Origin of the sequence: Lentzea sp. NBRC 105346 (genome assembly GCF_030269605.1) — a bacterium.
In the GTDB taxonomy this organism is placed as follows: domain Bacteria; phylum Actinomycetota; class Actinomycetes; order Mycobacteriales; family Pseudonocardiaceae; genus Lentzea.
Window position 1 is genome coordinate 113,321 of record NZ_BSTQ01000017.1, and the last position, 15,452, is coordinate 128,772.

Sequence of the window (15,452 nt, forward strand, 5' to 3'; positions counted from 1 at the left end):
GACCATGCAGCAGGAACTGAACGACCAGATCTGGCATCCGTTCATCAACGCCTACAGCGCCTGTGACGCCGAGAAGTTCCTGGCGCTCTACAGCCGCGACCTCATCCGCGCCGGCGGCCCGGCGAAGCAGATCATCGGGTACGACCAGTACGCGAAAGAGATCGAGGAGTGGTTCGGCGGCGTCCGGGAACGCGGCAGCTCGATCGCCATCGACTTCCGGTTCCACGAACGGCTCATCGGCGACAAGATCGCGAGCGAGCGCGGCGTGTTCAAGATCGACGCCAAGAAGGCCACCGGCGAGAGCAAGACGTTCTACGGCCGGTTCCACGTGTTCGCGCGCAAGCAGGACGGGCGCTGGCTGATCGTCGCCGACCACGACACCGACGAAGGCGCGACCGCGGAGACGTTCGAGGCGGGTGCCGCACTAGTCTGACCGGCGATGGACACCACACAGACCCGCCGGCTGCCGCTCGCGCTCGGCATCGCCGCCGCCGTGCTCGTGCTCGACCAGGCCACGAAGTTCTGGGCGGAACGCACGCTCGCCGGCCGCGCGCCGATCCCCGTGCTCGGCGAGTTTCTGCAGCTCAGGCTGCTGTACAACCCGGGAGCGGCGTTCTCCATCGGCGCGGGTTCGACGTGGGTCTTCACGATCGTCGCCGCGGCGGCCGTGGTCGTCCTCATCCGATACGTCGCACAACCGCAGCCGAAACTCCGCGTGGTAGTGCTGTCGCTGCTGCTCGGGGGTGCGACGACGCACCTGCTCGACCGGTTGTTCCGTGCCCCCGGCTTCGCGCGGGGGCACGTCGTCGACTTCATCGACTACAACGGGTGGTTTGTCGGCAACGTCGCGGACATCGCGCTCGTCGTCGGCGCCGCCCTGCTCGTCCTGCTGAGCTTCAAGAAAGAGGACGCAACCACGGCCTGAGCTCGACCTTGCCGCCGATCTGGTCGAACTTCGCCTTCAGCTCCGGGGTGACCATCACCAGGTCCCCGTAGAAGCGATCCCCGATCGACATCGCGGAGATCTGGTTCGCCTTGTCCTGCCGCAACGGCTCGATCTTCGCGCCAAGGTCCCGGTGCTCGGCGGTGATCGCGAGCAGCCAGGCGGACGGCGTGCCGCGCGGCCAGCCTGGCCATCGCCGGCACATGTGGGGCCACCCAGTCGGCGAAGGCCTCGGGCACGGTGTTCATACCGTGTCTACCCCGCGCTAGGGGCGTCCGGTTCGGTCCCGCAGCGAAAGTCGCGTCAACTGGTCGGCCCGCCGCGTCGTCTCCGGCAGGCGATACCGCGGCGCCAGGCGCAACACCTCGGCACCCGCCCGGTCCAGGTCGATCCTGTGCCCGACCGACACGAACACCGGCTTCACCCCAGGCTGCGTGCGCAACGCCCGGCCGACGACCTCGCCGTCCAGCACGAGATCGGAAACGGCACCACGCGAGTCGGCCGGCGCCGTGAACGCCCCCATGGGCGTCTTCGCGACACCCACGCTCGGCAGCCCGGTCTCGACCCCGAGGTGGCACGCGAGCCCGAAGCGGCGCGGGTGCGCCACGCCCTGCCCGTCGCACACGAGCAGGTCCGGCCGCACGGACAGCCGGTCCAACGCCCGGACCAGCGACGGCATCTCGCGGAACGCGAACAGGCCCGGCACGTACGGGAAGTCGGTCGTCCCGTGCACGACGACCTCGTCCAGCGGTTCCAAGGACTCGGCGTCCAGAACGACGGCAACGGCCGCGAGCCGGTCGTCGGAGGCATACCCGACGTCGAGGCCCGCGACCGTCCGCACGACAAGATCCGGCTCGGTCGCCGCGATCACCGACGAGCGCAGCCGCTCCTGCAGCGCGATCGCTTCCTCAACCGTCACGCAACCAGTGTGCAGTTCGGCAGGAATGCCGGGTCGGCGGGACCCGTGCGGCCGAGCGCGTTGGTCACCCACTGCCAGACGAGCGGGTGGTTGGGGCTCTGATCGTGCTCGATGGTCGTCAGCGGGCACTTGTCCTGCAGCGTCACGTTGGTGACTCGTTTGCCGACCAGGAACGCGCTGCTGTACGGGATGACGACCTCGTCGGAGACCGTGGTGATCACGGTGTAGTCCGGGCCGTTCACGGTGTCGCCGCCGGCGTTCAGGGTAGTCAGGAAGTCCGAGCCCACCATCTGCTCACGGCACGCCTCGCACACCGTGTACCCGGTCGGGATGGTCAGCGGGTTGGTCGTGCCGTGGTTCGACGGCACGATCCCGACGAGGTCGTCGACCTTGTTGGCGCCACCGAGGAACCTCACGTAGTAGCGGGGCATCATGCCGCCCTGGCTGTGCCCGACGAGGTCGACCTTCCGGGCGCCCGTCGCGGACAGCACGGCGTCGACGAACGGCGCGAGCTGCGCGGCCGAGTCGGCGATCGGGCCGGTGGCGTCGTCGCCGTAGTTCAGCGCGAACACGCAGTACCCGGCGTCGGCGAGGACCGGCGACAGCGTCGACCAGTTCTTCGCCATGTTCTCGAACGTGCCGTGCACCAGCACCACCGGTTCGGGGTGCGCGGCGGACGGCTTGCAGGACCAGTCGTTGGCCCCAGGGGGCGACACGTCGACCACATCGGCCGTGGCCGGAACAGCGAGAGCGAACAACATCAAGACGGCGGCGATGACGGCGCGCACGCATTCCCTTTCGTCACCGCGTCCTCCCACAACCTGCACTGGTCACGCGGTAGGCAGGGAGTGTGAGGAATGGATTAACGTCATGTCAACCGCGGTGACGATCAGGTTTCGTTCAGTGACGGACGGCCGCGAAGTGAGCGGCGAGCAGATCGTCGCCGAAGTCGCCGGAATGACGGCGCCACACGGTGTGCGCGTGGTTGGCCTCGTTCTGCGTGTTGTCGTACTCGATGAGCAGCTCAGGCCCCTGGACGCGGTAGTAGTGCCCCTCACCGCGTCGCGTCGAGCCCTCCCACGAGAAGTGCAGCCGCTCCGGGTCGATCCGCTGGAACTCCTCGTCGGCGAGCTCGAACGCGAGCCGGTCAAGGTAGAACCGGACGATCTCGACGAGCAGGTCGCCCGCGCCCTTGCCGAGCTGGGCCGGGGTGACGCCGACGGGTTCCTGCGGGCGGATCGTGGGCTGGTTGCCGGTGCGGATGTCGTGCGGCGCGGTGTCCGACACGATCGCGAGCCGCCGAGCGGTCGGCCCCATGCGGTCGAGGAGCTCACGCGCGAGCTCCTCCTCGAGCCGCAACGGCTGGCCGACGACGCGTCCCCGGTACGTCACGCGCGCCGGGTTCGCACCGAGGAAGAACGGCGTCGCGGACACCTGTCCCTCGGCGACGACGACGTTGACCGACACGTGGTGTCCCTCGATGCGCCAGCCCCACGGCTCGTCACCGCCGGGCGTGCCGAACAGGACGGTCCAGTAGTCACCGTTGTGCCGGTCGCGGTGGCCGCCCTCGCGGTGGTCGAGCACGTCCTCGAGCGCCATGACCGCCGCGGCCTGCGCGTAGGCGTGCGGGCTGAGCACGGTCGCGAGCATCCCGTGCACGGCCTTGCGCTGGGCCCGCCGGAGATCGCCGAGGACGAGGCCGGCCCGCTCGCCCGGCGTGTATGCCCAGCGGTGCCGCAGTGCGTCGTCGGTGATCGGACGGACCGCGGCCTCGCGCTGGTCGCCGTCGAGTGAGTTGAGGAACCGGCGCGTGGCCTCGGCGACGTCATGCAGCATCATTCGAATTTATAGGCCTTCAGGTTCCGCAGCAGCAGGTAGCAGTTCTGCAGTGAGCCGGACGTGTCACCGAGCGACCGGTAGATCCCCCACTTGGGGCGTAGCCGATCGTCCAGCCAGGTGTCCACGTTCGTCTTCGTCGCGTCGATCACGGTCTGGGTTCCGTTGCGGACGATCCACCGCACGCGGCCGGTGCCGTTGCCGACCTTGATCTCGACCTCGGTGTCGATCCACTTGTTGTGCAACGGCTCCAGGTCGACGTTGCCGACGGTCACGTTGCCCTCGGTGACCTTGAACTCGATCTTCTGGGTGCTGCCGTAGCGGCGCAGCGACATCACGGTGACCGGTGCCGAGCCGAGGCCGGGCATCTTGGTCTGCATGATGTGCGTGAAGCTCGTCGTCGACTTCAGCGAGCTCGGGATGAACATGGAGTAGGTCCACTTCCACGTCTCGCCGTTGAAGATGTCGATGTTCTTGCCGGCCGCCTTCATGCCGCGCACCTCGTTGCGCTGCCGGTCGGTCGATGTGTCGCGGTCCCGTGTGTGCATGTCGAACCGGTAGTCGTTGCCGGACACGTAGATGTGCTTGACGCCGGGGTGCGAGCCCGCGCGGTCGTCCTCGACACCCTCGAACGCGCCGAGACCGTCCTTGTTCGCCTGCGGGCTCCACTTGAGCTGCCAGGAGGCGGCGTGTGCCGCCTCCGATCCCGCCATGAGCAACGGCACCGCGGCCGCCCCACCGATCAACGCCGAACGCCGACTGATCCGCACGCCCGTCTCCTCCCGAGACCGTTGGCGGCGGTTTTGGGAAAAGGTCTATACAACTGCGATCCCATCATCGGCGGCCGATCGTGTCAACGGCCACAGGGCCAACGGCAGCAACACCGCCACGACCAACGCCACGACGTTCCCGATCCGGTCCGCGACCGGCATGTGGTCGAGGTGGTTCAGGTGGAACGCGAGGTGCGGCACCGCGAACGCGACGTACGCGACCAGCGCCGCGCGCACCACCGTCCGTTGTGCCGTCACCGCCGCGAACACCAGCACCGCGCACAGCGACAGGCTCAGCGCGCCGAAGTCGCGCATCAGGTGCTCGTTGTACGGCGGGAACATGGCCACCCAGTGCGTGCCGGGGAACGGCCCGTTGTCGAAGAACGACCGCGGGGCGGCCAGGGCCCATCCGCCGACGAACGCCTGTGCTGCCGCGAGAACGCCTAGTCCAGTCCTGAGGAGTGTCATGCTGATCAGACGACACAGGTCCTCGTGATGTGACCGGAAGTCAGGCGTGACTGCGGATCGGGCCGCCGCTGAACGCCATCATGTCGCCCCACACCTTGGCCACGTCGAGCCGCGCCTCGATGTCGTTTCCGTCGAGCTCGCTGTACGCGCGGTGCAGGTTGCCGACCAGCCGCTCGCTCTCCTGCCACGTGTCGAACCGCGACGCGGCCTTGCCGCGCACCACTTCCAGCGGCGTGCGCCCGGCCGCGTGGCCTTCGCGTGCCAGTGAGTCGACGAACGACGCGTACGCGGAGAGATCGTCGAGCAACGACGTGACCTCGTCGCCGCGGCACACCGGGCCATGGCCGGGCACCAGCACGTCGGGCTCGAGAGCGCGGATCCGTTGCAACGCCTGGGGATATCCGGCGACGCTGCCCTCCGCGAGGAACGGCTGCCCGCCCGAGAAGGCGATGTCGCCGGCGAACAGCACGCGTTGCGCGGGCAGCCACACGACGACGTCGCTGCGCGTGTGCGCCGGGCCCACGTGGTGCAGCTCCACAACGGTCTCACCGAGGTGCAGCGTCAGCGAGCCGGTGAACGTGACGTCCGGCGGGCGCACCTCGATACGGCCGTAGTCCGGTCCGGTGAGGACCTGCGACGCCAGCAAACCCGCCGCGAGCACGTCCTCACGGCACTTCACGTGCCCGATGATCGGCATGTCCGCGGGCATCAGCCAGTTGCCGTACGTGTGGTCGCCGTGGTGATGGGTGTTCACGAGCGCGCGCGGCCGCCGTTCGGTGACGCCCTCGACCGCGGCGAGCAACGCACGGTTGCGCGCCTCGGTCGAGGTCGTGTCCACGAGCACCGCGGACCCGTCGTCGCCGACGACGAGCCCGGTGTTGTTGATCATCCACGACCCGTCGGGCTGGATGTAGGCGTGGGCGCCGGGCGCCACCTCGACCAGTTCAGGCTTCACCCGGCCAAAACTAGCTCGTGACAGCCAGAGTCAGCTGGTGATGTATGCCTGGAGTTGGTCGGAATCGGTTTCCAGCTGGCTGATCCTGCTCTTCACCACGTCACCGATGCTGACGATGCCGACGAGCTCGTCGCCCGAGATCACCGGCACGTGCCGGAACCTGCGCTCGGTCATCACGACGGTCAGGCTGTCCACGGTGTCCGATGGCGAACACGTGAACACATCGGCGGTCATGATCTCCGACACCGGGGCGGACAACAGGTCCGCACCGCGTTCGTTCAACCTGCGCACGATGTCGCGCTCGGACACGATGCCGGCGACACCGCTCCCGCCCACGACGACGATGGCGCCGACGTTGTGCTCCGCGAGCTTTCTGAGCAGCTCGGTCACCGTCGCACCAGGGTCGATCGTTGCGACCGCCGAACCCTTGGTCCGCAACACGTCCGCGATCCTCATGTGGCGCCTCCAGATCCTCACTGCGGTCCGGTGACCTACCCCACCCAGGCTAGAGCGGATCCGGACAGAACGGGAGATCTTGACGCCCGATAGGTGCATGCGAACGGTGCATACCGCAGGTCAGCGCCGCCCGGCGCCTGGTGCAACGCCAGGCGGCCGGACGGCGGGAACGCTCAGCCGCGGCGCCTGACGGCGTACTGGCGCGGCGCCACGACGGGACCGGACCGGCCCCCGCGGTTCTGGACGGGAATCTTCCCGCCGCCACCGTGCTTGGCGGCGCGCCGATCGCGACGGCTGAGCGGAGTCTGGTCCGGAATCTCCGGATTGGGATGTTCTGGGTGCTTGTCCGCAGGCATGCGAAGACCTCCTCGAATTCGAGGCGTGCAAAAGAGCGGCCGGATGGACGGCCGTGAACGACCCGCGAGGGTCACCTGGAGACATGAAGACGCGCGGCAGCGGATGCGCTGCGGGGCGGAGGAAGGACCTGTCAGATCACGTCCACCACGCTAGCGCCGCTGCCGCGCGCCACCAATCGAATTTCTACCTGCGAGAACGCGCCGCGGCGCCGGAGGCGCCGAGCAGGACGAGCACGATCGTCGCGATCGCCCACTTGCGGGTCTTGGTCATCGACGTCGGCTCGGGCGAGGCCGACGCCACGTTCCGCGGTTCCGGCCGCTTGGCGCCCGGCCGGGGCGGAACCAGCTGCGGCGCCACCGACGGCGGCGGCGTGCTCGGCGGCGGCGTGGGCACGGCCGGCTGCGGGGGTGCGGGCGGCTGTGCCGGTTTGGCGGGTTTGGGCGGGGCGGGCGGCACGGGCTGCGCGGGCGGGATGGGGACGTTCGACTTCGGCGGCATCGGCGCGGGCAGGCACCCGGCGCCGTCGACGAACCCGACCGGCGCCGCGCTCGAGACCTCGGCCGGCGTGTACTTGCCGTCGAGTGGCACGCGGTAGAACCGGCTGCGGTGCAGGAACCCGTTGTTCGTCGCGTAGAGGTTGCCCGCGCTGTCGGTGACGACCGCGCCGTAGGTCGACCCGCCGGGCAGGCCCTCGGGTGCACCGACCTTCGTGACCGCGCCGGACACCGGGTCGATCGTGACGATCTTGCCGGGACCGAAGCCCGCGGACGACAGGCCGTACAGCTTGCCGTCCACCGGGTTCACCGCGAAGTCGTCCACCGTGGACCCGAGCCAGCCCGGTTCCAGCCGGACGGTCCGGACGATCGTGAGGTACGTCGGGCTCGCCGGGTCGATGTCGACCGCGTGCAGCTTTCCGCTGTCCCGCAAGTAGAACAGCGTGCCCACGACGGTGCCCGCGCTGACGTCGTCGAACTTGTACCAGGGTGCCCGGATCGCGCCCATGTCCGTGGCCTTGCCCTGCTTGTCCAGCAGCACGATGTGGGCGGGGAACATGTGCCAGTCGTCGCGCTCGCGTGTGGCCAACGCCACTAGCCGGCCGAGCGCGGGCGAGTACCCCAGCGCGTTCACCGCGTAGTCGAGATCGGCCACAGTGGTCACTCCACCGGATGACACGTCGACCCTCACAAGCGTTGCCAGCACACCCGGCGCAGACGCCCTTACCTGAAAGGCCTCGCAGTTCGCCGGTGCGGCATACGCAACGGGGCTGGTCGCGAGGGTAAATAGCGCCAATAGAGACGCACTAGTACACATCGCAACGAAATCCGGTCGCCACCGCATTGGAGCAGCCCCTTGCGACAATCGGGTATTTCTGCCGTCGTTGAGCCGCATTCCCACCTGACCACAATTCATCGGACCGTGCTGTACCGGCCACAGTAGACCGTGGTCTAATCCCACACCAGAAAGGAGCCGAATTGAGTATTTATGTGAACGGCCTGCTCTGGGTTCTCGGAGCGGCTGCGATCTCCTCCGCCTTGGTAGTTGTGACCCGTCGGTTCGGCTCGGAGGACGACCGCGAGAAGACGCTCGGATCGGGCGGCGCGGTGTTCAGCATCGTCGGCGGCCTGCACGCCGTGCTCGTGGCGTTCATCCTGATCTCGCTCTTCGACGGCGCCAACGCCGCCGAGGACGCCGTGAACAAGGAGGCGAACGGACTCGTCGCGGTGAACTGGGCGGCCAAGTCGCTGCCCGAGCCCGCCCGCACGAAGGTCGACGAGCTCGGCAAGCAGTACGTCGGCATCGTGGTCGACGAGGAATGGCCGCGGATGAGCGACGGCGGCGACATCGGCAACAAGGGCTGGGACAAGCTCAACGAGCTGCGCGCGACGATCGCGGACGCCGCCCCCGACGGCGACTGGCAGCTCGACCGCAAGACCGAGGCCGCGAACCAGCTGTGGGACGTCTACCAGGCCCGGCAGGCCCGGCTCGACGCCGCGGGCGGCGGGGTGAACCCGGTCGTCTGGCTGGCGCTGATCATCGGTACGGTTTTGTCGCTGTTGTTCCCGTATCTGTTCGGCGGCCCGAACCTGATCTCGCAGCTGCTCATCACCGTCACCCTGAGTTCGACGTTGATTCTGCTGTTGTTCGCGATCTACCAGATGCAGAACCCGTTCAGTGGTGGAGTTCACATCCCGCCGGACGCGTTCACCGCGGCAATGGACCGGTTGAGTTAGTCAATCGGCTTCCTCTATGGCAGCTTCCTCGATGGCCACGACTTCACCGTCGATGACCATCGGGGAGCTTTCCTCGTTGGTGAAGAACTTGCGCGCGAATGCGCCGACCGCCCTGGTCGAGGCGGCGTCGAAGCCACCGCCGATGACGCCGCCGACCAGTGGAACGCCCTTCGCGAGCGTGGCCCCGGCCTTCTTGCCGCCGTACTTCGCCAGCAAAGCGGCCGCGACGCGTTTGTTGAACTGACCGATGCCGACTTTCTTCAACAGGTCCGTGCCCGCGTTGCCGAGCAGGCACAGCAGGATCGCGGTCTGCACCTCCTCGCTCTCCAGGTCCCGCCCGTAGACGGCGGCGATCGAGGCGATCAGGTGCGTCTGGATCACGTAGGAGGCCGTCACGTTCGTCGGCAGCGTCACCGGCAAGGTGATCAGCCCGCCGAGGTTCGTGACGAACCCCTGTGCGCCCGCGAGCGCGACGTGGTTGCGGATCAGTTGCCTCACCGCGCGGTCCCGGTCGCCCTCGCTCTTGGCGAGGGCGTCGGCCGCGGACTCGCGTGCGCTCTTGAACGGGCCGAACCCGTCGACGCCCACGCGCAGCAGATGGTCGACCAGGCCGGACCCGGCCTTGGCGAGCGCGCCCGGTTCTTCAGCTGACACGTCTCGACATTACCCCGCGACGAGATCGTTAAGCGTCGAGTCGCCGATGCGCGGCGTCGACGGTCTGCTCCAGCAGCACCGCGATCGTCGTCGGCCCCACCCCGCCCGGCACCGGCGTGATCAACCCGGCCCGTCCGGCTGCCTCGTCGTAGGCGACGTCGCCTACGTTGCCGGGGTTGTAGCCCGCGTCGATGACCGTGGCACCGGGCTTGATCCAGTCGCCCCGGACGAACTCCGGCTTGCCGACCGCGGCGACGACGATGTCCGCCGTGCGCACGATCTCCGGCAGGTTCTCGGTCCTGGAGTGGCAGATCGTGACCGTCGCGTTGCGCGCGAGCAGCAGCATCGCGACCGGTTTGCCGAGGATGGGGCTGCGGCCGATGACGACCGCGTGCTTGCCGCTCGGGTCCACGTCGTACGCGTCGAGCAGGCGCATGATCCCGCCGGGCGTGCAGGACGCGAAACCTGGTTCGCCAAAGGACATGGCGGCGAACGAGTGCATCGTGACGCCGTCGACGTCCTTGTGCGGTGCGATCGCCTCGAACGCCGCGCGCTCGTCGATGTGGCCGGGAACGGGGTGCTGCAACAGGATTCCGTGCACCGCCTCGTCCTCGGACAGCGCGGTGATCGCCGCGACGAGCTCCTCGGTGGTGGTCTCCGCGGGCAGTTCGACGAGCCGGGAGTCGATTCCCGCCTTGTGACAACGGTTGCGCTTCATCCGCACGTACGTCACCGAGGCGGGGTCGTCGCCGACGATCACGGTGGCCAGACAGGGTTTGCGGCCCGCACGCTTCTCGTACTCACCCGCGCGTTGTGCCGCACGGCCGACGATGTCGCGCGCGAGTTCGGTTCCGGACATCATGGGCAACTCCCTCTACTTGTCAGAGTTGCCCAGGCGCGCGGCGGGTTCGGCGGGCCGCTTCCCGGTGGTGGTCCACCTCAGGCGCCAGTCACGGCCTCCTCCAGTGTAGAGACCACGCCCGTGGCGCCGTCGACCGTGATGGTGTCGCCGGTCTTGATCCGTGTCACCGCCTCGCGCACGCCGACGACGGCGGGGATGCCGTACTCGCGGGCCACGACCGCGCCGTGCGAGTTGGCGCCGCCCATCTCCATCACCAGGCCGCCCGCCGTGAGGAACAACGGGGTCCAGCCGGGGTCGGTCGACGGCGCGACGAGGATCTCGCCCGGTTCGAGGTGCGCGCCGACCGGGTCCATCACGACGCGGGCGGTGCCGGTGACCGTGCCGGCCGACGCCGGGGTGCCGACGAGGTCGCCCTCCGCGACCGGACCGCGGTGCGCTTCGGGTTCGGTGCCGTCCGACAGCAGCACGCGCGGGATGTGCCTGCGCCGCATCTCACGGTCGTACACCTCGCGACGCTCACCGACCAGCGGGCGCAGATCCCCTTGCGGGGACCGCATTTCCTCGAACGTCAGGAAGAACACGTCGTCGCGCGCGTCGAGCCGGTCCGCCGCGACCAGCTGGTCGCCGATCGCCGAGATCTCCTTCCGCAACCGGCCGAACAACGTGATGATCAGGTACTTCGGGTACTCGCGCAGACCGGCGAGCAACCGCGTGCGCTTCAACGCGAAGCGCACCAGCCACCCGCGGCCGCGGGCCCTCCGTGCCAGCGTCTCGATCATCGCCTCGGCCTCCGCCGCGCCCCGCGCGAACAGGGCGTCCGGCGCCATCGAGTCGTCCTCGAGCTTGAGGTAGTTGCGCACCACGCCGCGGACGTAGGCCGGGTCCTCCGACCAGCGCGGCAGCCCGAGGTCGATCTCCGCGACGGCCCGGTCGCCCCACAACGACATGAACTCGTCGAGGCCGCCGCCGTTCTCGAACTCCTGCCGCGCAACGGGATCGTCGCGCAGCCGCCGGGCGAGATCCCACAGCGCGAGGTCCATCTCGGTGGTGATGTTGTTCGGCAGGCCGCGCAGGATCGTCTGCAGCTCGCCCGGCTTCGTGCGGACGATCTTGCTCACCAGGCCGAGCATCGCGAACCCGACCAGCACGGTCGGCATGATCCGCGGGATCACCGGAATGGTGCACTCGCGCAGCGCCTGCTCGACCGTCATGCCACGCGCGCGGCCGAGCACTTCTTCCTTCAACCGCAACGCCTTCGCCGCCGCCTTCTCCGGGTTCACCAGGGCGCGGACCGCGGTGACCGGGAGGTGGAAGCGCCGTGCGAGCCGCAGCACCCGCTTGATCGCCGGCCACGGCGAGGACTGCGTGACCGTCAGCCGCGGGTCGTCGTGCAGGCTCTTCAGCACCTCGGCCGACCGCGCCTCCATCACCCCGAGGAGTCTGCCGACGAACTCGCGGCCCACCCGGCTGCGCATCACGTTGGTGAAGTCGAAGAAGATCCGCTCCCCTGCCTCGGTGTAGCTCTGTGACTTCGGGTCGCCGACGACGATCTCCAGCGCCGACTTGGCGATCTCCCGGAACGCCGCGCGTCCGGCCGGCGTGATCGGCCGCTCGAGCCCCTGCGCCAGGCTGAAGCAGAAGTAGACGTGGAAGCCTTCCCGGTCCGGCACCGGGAACAGCGTCGTGATCGGCCGCGCCTGGGTGAGGTGCAGCGAGCCGTCGGCGTCGATCGCCCACTCGGTGTCCTGCGGGCTGCCGTAGTACTCCTGCACCCGCGCGCCCAGGTCCGCGAGCTCCAGGATCTGCGCGTCGGTGAGGCACGGCTCTTCGTTCGCCTCGGACGTGACGTGCTCCGTGCCGCCGCCCCGCTTCGAGCGGATCGCGAGCCGCTTGTCCCCCAGGCGCCTTTCGACGATCTCGTTCCCGTCGACGACGAAGTGGTCCGGGTTCACCGCACCCGACACGACGGCCTCACCGAGGCCAGGACTCGCGTCGATGACGACCTGGTCCCGCTTGCCCGTCACGGGGTTCGCGGTGAACATGACGCCCGAGACGGCCGAGTCGACCATCCGCTGGACGACGACCGCGAGGAAGACGCTGCCGTGGTCGATGCCGTTGCTCTCCCGGTAACTCACCGCCCGCTCGGTCCACAGCGACGCCCAGCAGCGGCGCACCGCGTCGAGCACGTCGTCGGCGCCGACGACGTTCAGGAACGTGTCCTGCTGTCCGGCGAAGCTCGCGAACGGCAGGTCCTCCGCGGTGGCGCTGGAGCGCACCGCCACCGGGACGTTCTCGCCGAGCTTCTCGTACTCGGCGACGATCGCCCGCGCGACCTCGTCCGGGACGGGTGCGTTCAGCAGCTGTTCCCTGGCGTGCGCGGGGTCCGCGGTCGTCGCGACCATGCGGTAGGCGTCGGTCGTGACGCAGAACCCCTGCGGGACCGGGAGCCCGGCCTTGGTGAGCTCACCGAGGTTCGCGGCCTTGCCTCCGACGACAGGGAGCATCGTGCCGTCGATGGCGCTGAAGTCGAGGACGAGCGACATGGGTTCCTCCAGACGTGTCTGAACAACACGTTAGGAGCGCGCGACCAAAAACTCAACACGTGATGAATAAATCACTCCGATGGGCGCCGTCGACTGCGACGACGTCGTCGTCGAAGTCGGGATCAGCAGTGATATGCGGCGTGCAGAATGCAATATATTGCGTTCTGCATCCTTAGTCCCAGAGTCGGCCGAACGCGACGAGCTCGTCGCCGTGCTCGATCCGCTCGACCCACTCCTCCGGCCAGGCGTCGGCGCCGTACGCCGCGCCGGCGAACGCACCCGCGAGGCACGCGATCGAGTCGGAGTCACAGGACGTCGTCGCTGCGCGGCCGAGCATGGCGACGACGTCGTCGTCGCGGAACATCAGGAAGCAGTGCAGCGCCGTCGCCAGCGCCTCCTCCGCGATCCAGCCCTCCCCGGTGGCCAGACACGGGTCGACGGCGGGATCGGGATCGGCCGCGACAACGGCGTCGAGCGCGCCCAGGCACTCGTCCCACCCGCGCGCGATGAAGTCGGCGGGGTCGTCGACGCCGGGCCGCTGCCACAGCTCGCCGAGCCACTCGGAGTGGTAGGTCGTCCGCTGGTCGGCGCAACGCTGGCGCAACGCGTCGAGCACGTCGTCCACGGGCATCCCGCCGCGCAGCCAGTGGATCGCGAACGCGGTCAGCTCGCTGGCCGCGAGCGCCGTCGGGTGCCCGTGCGTGAGCGCCGACTGCAGCTGCGCGAGACCGGCCCGGACGGCGTCGTCGATCCGGGTGAGCAGCCCGACCGGTGCGACGCGCATGTTCGCGCCGCATCCCTTGGACGACGTCCCCGTCGATTGGATCCAGGGCAGCCCGTCCGCGAGCTTCTCGCACGCGGCGAGGCACGTCATGCCGGGCGCGCGGTTGTTGTCCGGACTCGCCCACCACTCGACGAAGTGCTGCCGCAACGCTTGCTCTACACGATCAGGCTCGGGCGGAACGTCCCGCAACGCGCGGGCGACCGCCAGGGTCATCTGGGTGTCGTCGGTGATCAGCGCGGGATCGCCGTCGAGCTTCCGCGGCCCCTCGGGCCCGTAACGCGCGACGATCTCGTCGACGGTCATGAACTCGGTGGGCGCGCCGAGGGCGTCGCCGTACGCAAGAGCCAGCAGGCATCCGGTCGCTCGCAGAGACGGGATTTGGCTACTTCCGTACCCGGATCGCCCAGTCCGGCAACGGTTCCCGCGCGGCGAGCCAGTCGTCCGGCGGTCGCCCGACGATCCCGCCGACGATCGCGCCGGTCGTGTCGACATCCCCGCCGGCCTCGACGCACGCGGTGATCGCCGCCCGGAAGTCGAACCGCGTGGCCGCCACCCACAACGCGAACGGCACGGTGTCCTGCGCCGTGACGCGCGACCCGTTGCCCAGCTCATACGCGGCCTCGGCCACCGATTTCGTGAGCAGCGATCGCGCGCGGCGGGTCAACTTGCGGACCTGTCCTCCGGGCAGATGATCGAGAACGGCGTCGAGGAGGTCCGTGGGGCGCGTGCCGTTGAGCCGGGCCATTGTGGCCACCGCCGAAGCGACCGCGATGGCCACGGCACCCGCGATTCCCTCGGGGTGTTGATGAGTGACTTCCGCGGACTTGATCGCTTGCGCGACAACGGTTTTCAGGTCATCGGCGAAGTAGGCACCGAGCGGCGCGACCCGCATGGCGGCGCCGTTGCCGCACGACCCCTGACCGCCGAACGCGGCACCGGCCGCCGAACGCCACGGCACGCCGTCCCGGATCTGGTGCAGGATCACGACGGCACCGGCGCCGTAACCGCGATAGGGCTCGCAGCGGTCCGCGAACTTCCACGCCAGCCGGTCCTGCTCCACCTCACCGTGGTCACGCAATTCGGTGACGAGGTTGCAGGCCATCTCGGTGTCGTCGGTCCACTCCCACGGTCCCGCGGGCGGCCTGCCCGCCACGAGATCGGAAAGCGAGCGGCCGGCCATGAAGAACTGGGCGCCCAGCGCGTCGCCGACGGACAACCCGTCGAGCGAGGAGTACGCGAGATCCAGGCGCGCCCGTGCATGAAGGACGATGCGCATCACCGTCCATCATGCACTGCGGCGCAACGGTTTTTAGCTCGACAGGATCCGGCTCCCGCTCACCGACCAAGCCTCGGCGATCCGATCACCCTCCAGCCGCAGGATGTCGATCCCGCCCGTGGTCACCGACCCCCGCACGTCATCGGTGAGATCGGCCAACCAGCGGCACGCGACATGCGAGCCGTCAAAAATCGGCCCGACGTCCGTGCGGTAACGCAACTCGCGATACCCGGACCGGAAGGAGTCGATGAACCGAGTCAGATCAAGAGGTCCGCGCAAGGAGTCAGTGTCGTCCCGGCCACCGAAGTGAATCCGGAAGGAGGGCGTGAGAATGCGCTGCCCCAGCGCGAGATCGCCGTTCCACATCGCTGTCCAGTCATCCCAGATGGTCATGGACA

Annotated in this window: 19 protein-coding genes and 1 riboswitch; of the genes, 3 read left to right on the forward strand and 16 right to left on the reverse strand. The window is 68.9% G+C overall.

Annotated elements, in window-relative coordinates:
• Nucleotides 1–4 precede the first annotated feature (4 nt).
• Nucleotides 5–433, forward strand: coding sequence for a YybH family protein (locus tag QSK35_RS31580; RefSeq protein ID WP_285751248.1), 429 nt, complete (start codon nt 5–7; stop codon nt 431–433).
• Nucleotides 434–439: 6 nt separating this feature from the next.
• On the forward strand, nt 440–925 hold the full coding sequence (lspA, locus tag QSK35_RS31585; RefSeq protein WP_285751250.1) for a signal peptidase II: 486 nt from the start codon (nt 440–442) through the stop codon (nt 923–925).
• On the opposite strand, the gene QSK35_RS31590 is transcribed toward lspA, so the two are convergent.
• From QSK35_RS31590 to QSK35_RS31635, 10 genes are all read right to left on the reverse strand, one after another.
• On the reverse strand, nt 897–1,148 hold the full coding sequence (locus QSK35_RS31590; RefSeq protein ID WP_285751252.1) for a hypothetical protein: 252 nt from the start codon (nt 1,146–1,148) through the stop codon (nt 897–899). The two genes, lspA and QSK35_RS31590, sit on opposite strands and share 29 nt — an antisense overlap.
• Nucleotides 1,149–1,208: 60 nt before the next feature.
• The gene (locus QSK35_RS31595) at nt 1,209–1,862 is read right to left on the reverse strand and encodes an endonuclease V (protein WP_285751254.1); all 654 of its coding nucleotides are present in this window, start codon (nt 1,860–1,862) and stop codon (nt 1,209–1,211) included.
• Nucleotides 1,859–2,650: an alpha/beta fold hydrolase gene (locus QSK35_RS31600; RefSeq protein WP_285751256.1), complete on the reverse strand. Its 792-nt coding sequence runs from the start codon at nt 2,648–2,650 to the stop codon at nt 1,859–1,861. Before QSK35_RS31600 ends, QSK35_RS31595 begins: the two co-directional genes overlap by 4 nt.
• Before the next feature lie 112 nt (nt 2,651–2,762).
• Nucleotides 2,763–3,698, reverse strand: coding sequence for a DUF3500 domain-containing protein (locus QSK35_RS31605; RefSeq protein WP_285751258.1), 936 nt, complete (start codon nt 3,696–3,698; stop codon nt 2,763–2,765).
• A complete protein-coding gene (locus QSK35_RS31610) occupies nt 3,698–4,468 on the reverse strand; it encodes a Tat pathway signal sequence domain protein (protein WP_285751260.1) in 771 nt (256 codons plus the stop codon). Before QSK35_RS31610 ends, QSK35_RS31605 begins: the two co-directional genes overlap by 1 nt.
• Before the next feature lie 45 nt (nt 4,469–4,513).
• Nucleotides 4,514–4,936 (reverse strand): hypothetical protein, encoded by a 423-nt coding sequence (locus QSK35_RS31615; protein WP_285751262.1) that lies wholly within the window; start codon nt 4,934–4,936, stop codon nt 4,514–4,516.
• Nucleotides 4,937–4,976: 40 nt separating this feature from the next.
• Nucleotides 4,977–5,891: an MBL fold metallo-hydrolase gene (locus QSK35_RS31620; protein ID WP_285751264.1), complete on the reverse strand. Its 915-nt coding sequence runs from the start codon at nt 5,889–5,891 to the stop codon at nt 4,977–4,979.
• A gap of 30 nt (nt 5,892–5,921) precedes the next feature.
• Entirely contained in the window at nt 5,922–6,347 is a 426-nt protein-coding gene (locus tag QSK35_RS31625) for a CBS domain-containing protein (RefSeq protein WP_285751266.1), read from the reverse strand.
• A 173-nt stretch (nt 6,348–6,520) separates the two neighbouring features.
• A complete protein-coding gene (locus QSK35_RS31630; protein WP_285751268.1) occupies nt 6,521–6,703 on the reverse strand; it encodes a hypothetical protein in 183 nt (60 codons plus the stop codon).
• A gap of 184 nt (nt 6,704–6,887) precedes the next feature.
• Entirely contained in the window at nt 6,888–8,114 is a 1,227-nt protein-coding gene (locus tag QSK35_RS31635; RefSeq protein ID WP_502881747.1) for a DUF6923 family protein, read from the reverse strand.
• A 74-nt stretch (nt 8,115–8,188) separates the two neighbouring features.
• Here QSK35_RS31635 and QSK35_RS31640 point away from each other — a divergent pair, with 74 nt between their 5' ends.
• Entirely contained in the window at nt 8,189–8,935 is a 747-nt protein-coding gene (locus QSK35_RS31640) for a bestrophin-like domain (protein ID WP_502881751.1), read from the forward strand.
• Here the strand turns inward: QSK35_RS31640 and QSK35_RS31645 are convergent, their stop codons facing one another.
• The 6 genes from QSK35_RS31645 to QSK35_RS31670 form a co-directional block, all read right to left on the reverse strand.
• Nucleotides 8,936–9,589, reverse strand: coding sequence for an EcsC family protein (locus QSK35_RS31645; protein ID WP_285751272.1), 654 nt, complete (start codon nt 9,587–9,589; stop codon nt 8,936–8,938).
• Nucleotides 9,590–9,617: 28 nt separating this feature from the next.
• A complete protein-coding gene (locus QSK35_RS31650) occupies nt 9,618–10,451 on the reverse strand; it encodes a bifunctional 5,10-methylenetetrahydrofolate dehydrogenase/5,10-methenyltetrahydrofolate cyclohydrolase (protein WP_285751273.1) in 834 nt (277 codons plus the stop codon).
• Nucleotides 10,452–10,471: 20 nt separating this feature from the next.
• Nucleotides 10,472–10,553, reverse strand: a riboswitch (ZMP/ZTP riboswitch).
• Nucleotides 10,529–12,994: a PEP/pyruvate-binding domain-containing protein gene (locus QSK35_RS31655; RefSeq protein ID WP_285751274.1), complete on the reverse strand. Its 2,466-nt coding sequence runs from the start codon at nt 12,992–12,994 to the stop codon at nt 10,529–10,531. It overlaps the preceding riboswitch by 25 nt.
• Nucleotides 12,995–13,166: 172 nt before the next feature.
• The gene (locus QSK35_RS31660) at nt 13,167–14,156 is read right to left on the reverse strand and encodes an ADP-ribosylglycohydrolase family protein (protein WP_285751412.1); all 990 of its coding nucleotides are present in this window, start codon (nt 14,154–14,156) and stop codon (nt 13,167–13,169) included.
• Between the two features lie 4 nt (nt 14,157–14,160).
• A complete protein-coding gene (locus QSK35_RS31665; RefSeq protein WP_285751275.1) occupies nt 14,161–15,054 on the reverse strand; it encodes an ADP-ribosylglycohydrolase family protein in 894 nt (297 codons plus the stop codon).
• Nucleotides 15,055–15,087: 33 nt separating this feature from the next.
• Nucleotides 15,088–15,447 (reverse strand): nuclear transport factor 2 family protein, encoded by a 360-nt coding sequence (locus tag QSK35_RS31670; RefSeq protein ID WP_285751276.1) that lies wholly within the window; start codon nt 15,445–15,447, stop codon nt 15,088–15,090.
• Nucleotides 15,448–15,452: the final 5 nt, after the last annotated feature.